Origin of the sequence: Helicobacter bizzozeronii (genome assembly GCF_900196775.1) — a bacterium.
GTDB classification, from domain to species: Bacteria; Campylobacterota; Campylobacteria; order Campylobacterales; family Helicobacteraceae; genus Helicobacter; species Helicobacter bizzozeronii.
This window is the reverse complement of sequence record NZ_FZLB01000091.1, coordinates 1-4,851: the sequence shown is the minus strand read 5'-3', so window position 1 is coordinate 4,851 and position 4,851 is coordinate 1. Positions and strand designations below refer to the sequence as shown.

Annotated in this window: 3 protein-coding genes and 1 pseudogene; 1 reads left to right on the top strand and 3 read right to left on the bottom strand. The window is 45.7% G+C overall.

From position 1 onward, the window contains the following. Positions 1-108: 108 nt before the first annotated feature. Positions 109-1,809 (bottom strand): MBL fold metallo-hydrolase, encoded by a 1,701-nt coding sequence (locus C5684_RS08335; RefSeq protein WP_104640018.1) that lies wholly within the window; start codon positions 1,807-1,809, stop codon positions 109-111. A 120-nt stretch (positions 1,810-1,929) separates the two neighbouring features. Here C5684_RS08335 and thrC point away from each other — a divergent pair, with 120 nt between their 5' ends. Beyond that, positions 1,930-3,375: a threonine synthase gene (gene thrC, locus C5684_RS08330; protein ID WP_104640017.1), complete on the top strand. Its 1,446-nt coding sequence runs from the start codon at positions 1,930-1,932 to the stop codon at positions 3,373-3,375. Here thrC and C5684_RS08325 read toward each other — a convergent pair. Both C5684_RS08325 and C5684_RS08320 read right to left on the bottom strand, forming a co-directional pair. After that, entirely contained in the window at positions 3,372-4,229 is an 858-nt protein-coding gene (locus tag C5684_RS08325; RefSeq protein ID WP_104640016.1) for a c-type cytochrome, read from the bottom strand. The genes thrC and C5684_RS08325 overlap by 4 nt on opposite strands. Continuing rightward, positions 4,226-4,851, bottom strand: a pseudogene (locus tag C5684_RS08320) (cytochrome bc complex cytochrome b subunit); the annotation flags it as partial. The pseudogene C5684_RS08320 and the gene C5684_RS08325, both read right to left, overlap by 4 nt.

Here is a 4,851-nt window from a genome sequence, read left to right as displayed (position 1 = left end):
AAGGCGATCAAGTGCTTTAAGCCCTGTGCATAGGGCGAAAACAAGCCAGCCACCACAGGGGCTAGCCAGCAGAGTAAAAAGCGGCTGTCTAGAATCATTGCAAAATCCTTAGACTAAGCGAATCGTGTAGGGTTTGGAATCGGTGTAAAAATGGCTAAAGTAACGCCAAAATTGGGCTTCATAAACATTGGGGGTGCGTTGGATACGGCAATGAAAACCCCTTAAAATTTCCTCAAAGGGCAAATGGTTTTCAACCACGCAAGCCAAAATCTCGCCCCTCACTTTGAGCACCATCACGCGGTAGCCTTGTTGCTGGGTGATGATGGCATCTGCTTGGATTGTCTTAAAACTTTGGGTGGCAAAATCAGCTTGCACGATGGGACCCACCACCTTTTCAAAAGAGTCACCAGTGGGCACAAAGGTTACGATCTGCTGGGCTTTGTAGCCCGATAATTTGAGGTAGCCCATTAGTTTATTAGCGTCATAAACAAAGGTGCGGGTGTAAAAATCTACATACTTTTGGGGCACATCTCTTTTGAGTACATGCACATCTTCGCGCCATTGGATCAAGTCGTTTTCTTTAAACTCTAGGGTTAAAGTGTAGTCTGGTTGTAGCCACACAATCGGGGTTTCTCTATGGCTACGGGTGTAGGTGTCGCAAATTTGCTTGCCAAGATCTAGGGCGTTTTTGCTATTGGCGTTTTGAATTGCTTGATCGCGGCTGGCTTCTTGGATATAGGGCGTGGCAATGGGCATGACATAGGTGGGCTTGGTTCTTTCTAAGAGTAATTCTAGTTGTTGCTTGAGCCCTTCTAAATGGTTGGCGTGTAGTGCCTTTTTTTGTTCGTTATCGTAATTATCGATGCAAAAGGGGAAACCCGAGGTCGCGCCCGCAAAGGAGGTGCAAAGCAAGGTGAGATCGGTGGGGAGATTAAAGGCATTGAGATAATTCCCATAGGCGTTAATAATCACATCATGCCCAGACAAGCACAAGTATAGCCCGCTCTCTTCTGAGCCATCGCCTGCCCTTAGGATACTGAACTGGAAAAAGGAGCTAAATTCATAGATTTCTTGGAATTCTAGGGTGTAAATGTTGGTAAAGCCCAAACCTCTTAGGGCTTTTTCAATGCTTTTAGAGGCAAAATTACCAATTAAAAAGGGCTTGCTTTTAGGCACGAAAGCTAGGGTTTGGGGGTGCAAGCAACTAGAACGATTAGAGGAGATAAAGATAAAATCGGCATTCACCAAGCAATGCACCGCCTCTTTACAGCTCGCCGTTTCTAAGTAGCCACTACCTAAAAAACTAGGACCTAGCAACCATGGATCGGTGATGCACTTGATGCCCCCAGCCTCAATGTGTAAGCAAGCGTGGTTGAGCCAGCGGATTTTAAAATCGCCCTTAAAACTGGATTGGTAGGGGTTGGAGAGATCGATAGAAGTTTGGACATGCAAGGAACGCCCCTCGATACAATACCTAAGGGGTTGTTTTCTATAACCATTGTGGTAGGTCAAGGTCTTTAAATCCAAAGCCCAGTTACAATACGGGCAACTAGCGATCCCCTTGTTGTGTAGGAGTTTATCGCCTCTGTGGTTACAGGTTTTATCGATGATCCATTCCACTTCGGGTTTTTCGCCCAGTTTGACATGCTTTTTCATATTGATAATGAACTTCCCAATATCATTAATGCCCTCTAAGAGCCCCCGAACGGGGACAACCTCTGTATTGACAGAAGTTTCAAAAAGACCCACACGGCGTAACCTAATGGAGGCTTGGGGACTCTTTGCATTCTTAGGGGGATTGGCAGACATTATCACTCCTATTTTTAGCAAGATGGGTAATTATACATTAAAACCTTTATAGATCGTGATTTTGCGCCAAATTATTAAATTTTGGTTACACTTGTGCCATCTCAAACAAAAGGATTTAGGGTGCTTTTAGTGGATAGCAGAAACCCCCAACAAACCAAGAGTTTTACACAGGCTTTATTAGAACCCAGTAGCCCCACGGGCGGACTTTTTTGCTTTCCAAATGTCCCTAATGTGGATTTTGAGGCTTACTTGCATTTGGATTACACCCAGCTAGCTCAAGCCCTATTTGGGGCACTTAATTTAGATATTGAGCCCGCAATTTTGCAAGAAGCCCTCAAGCGTTATGGGGGTTTTTCAGACATTGCCCCTCTAAGGCATCTAAGCCCCACCCTCTATATCCAAGAACTCTACCATGGTCCTACTCTGGCTTTTAAAGACATGGCTTTACAACCCTTTGGAATCTTGCTCTCTAAACTCGCCCAACAACGCCACGAAAAATATTTAATTTTAGTGGCAACAAGTGGGGATACTGGACCTGCTAGCCTAGCTAGCTTTGCCTCTTTGCCTAATACCTATGTGATTTGTCTATACCCTGCTGATGGTACAAGCCTAATCCAAGCCTTGCAAATGCAAACAATGGATGCGCCCAATTTAAAGGTCTTTGGAATCAAGGGCAATTTTGATGATGCCCAAAGCACGCTCAAAGCCTTACTCAAAGATACGGGTTTTAAAGCCACTTTGCAAAAACAAGGTTTTTGCTTGAGTGTGGCCAATTCGATCAATATTGGGCGCATTGTGTTCCAGATCATCTACCATGTGTGGGGGTATTTGGAATTGGTGCGCCACCACGCCCTGCGCTATGGGCAACCCTTGAATATTTTTGTGCCTAGCGGGAATTTTGGGAATGCTCTGGGGGCTTTTTATGCCAAACAAATGGGCTTACCCATTGCAAAAATTGGGATTGTATCCAATGCTAACAATGTCTTAGAAGAGTGGATCAAAACGGGGGTCTATGATATTAGACAAAGAGGTTTGCTCAAAACCCACGCCCCAGCGATGGATATTTTAAAAAGCTCCAATGTGGAACGGCTTTTATACGCCCTCTTGGGGCACAAGCGCACCTTAGAGTGCATGCAAGCCTTAGAGCAAGAGCAAATTTACAGCTTGCAACCCCAAGAACTGCAAATCTTGCAAAAACATTTTATCAGTTTTAGCTGTGATGATGAATCTTGTTTAAAAAGCATCGCCCAAACTTACCAAAAATATGGCTATCTAGCCGACCCCCACACCGTTACCGCCCTACATGCTTATGAGCAACTCCAATCAGATTTGCCTTGCGTGGTGGTTTCTACAGCCTCATGGAGCAAATTTGCCCAAACCACGCTTTTAGGGCTTACAGGTGTGCCCAGCACAGATGACCAACAAGCCTTAGAAATCCTAGCCACTCAGGGCATCACCCCGCCCCAGCGTGTCAAAGAACTTTTAAGCCGCCCCAAAATCCACACGGGGGTTTTAGAGACAGCTAGCGTGGCTAGCCAAATCCAAGCTTGGCTAGAAAAGCACTAATGGACTTCTTTCCACACCTTTTGTTTCCACATATAGGCTAGGAAAGCCAAGACGGCAAAGAAGATCATGATCTTGATGCCCAATGCATTTCTTTGGGATTTTTTACTATCCCCGGTCTTTTCTAGGTAGTGGATAATCTGCTCTTGGGAAGCCTTAGTTAAGCCCACTCGAGGCATTGCCGTGCCGGGCAAGATTTTTTGTGGATCGTTTAAGAAAACTTCTAATTTTTCATGCCCCATGCTACGGATCATCATGGAGAGATCCGGCGCATTTGAGCCCAAATAGCGGTGTAAGTCTTTGGCATCTGTGAGCGCATAAAGCTTGTCGTATTCGATGTTGTGGCAACGCTGGCAAGCCTGCGCAAAAACTGCCTTATCATCTAGCTTTTTAGGGGCGATGGACACCAAGTAAGCCACAATGTCGCTCAAGTCTTGATCGCTAAATTGGGCGAAAGCGGGCATGGGATAGGGGTTGGCATCTTTGTATTTATGCGTGAGTTTGGCTGCTTGTGTGGGGTCTTTGATAAAATGGGCGATAAACTGGGGGTCTAGCACGCTACCCACATGGGAGAGATCGGGGGGCACGACCCCAAAGCTTGCGCCCGCACTGGCATGATCCATGGGGGCGGGCATTTTTTGACTCTCAATGCCATGGCAAGCCACACAATTTTGCGCCACCAAGTCCTTACCCTTGCTAACATCGCCCTTGCTTAGATCGATGGGCTTTAAATCTTTAAAGCTAAAGTCAGCCGGGGCGACTTTGGGCTCCATAATGCTATGAGCATAAGGCTCCACCCCCCAGTAAAGCACGCCAATCACCACGATTAAAATCGCTAAGATTTTGAGTTCTTTCACTGCGCACCGCCTTTCTTCTCAGCCTTAGCAATTAAGGGCAAGATGACAAAGAAGAGCACCAAAAAGACAATGGAAGCCACAAAGCCTACATATTTGTTATTACCCACAGGGGGGAGCTTGCCATAAATGGTGAGCACGATCATATCCACGACCAACACCCAAAACCAGATATTAAAGGCTTTGCGTTTGTGGGCGGGCTTGACCACCGGGCTATTATCCAAAAAGGGCAATAAGAAAAAGATCACCTGTGCGATCCCAAAGGCGACCAACCCCAAGTTACCATTAAAGAAAAAGCCCCTTAAAACCTCATAGCTCCATAAAAAATACCATTCAGGGTAAATGTGGTGCGGGGTTTTGAGGCTATCGGCACGCTCAAAGTTGATCGGATCCATCGCAAATTCATAGTGGTAACACACAAGATAAAAGAAAAAGACCATGAAGGCACAGACCACAAAAATATCTTTGGATAAAAACACGGGCCAAAAGGGAATGACCTTAGATTCCTTTTTTTGCCCCTCTTTGTATTTTTTCTCCTCAGCCTCAAAGTCGAGCACCTCGCCCTCTTGGTTATTGACATGGGGGATACGGAGGGAATAAAAATGCAAGCCAATCAACATGATGA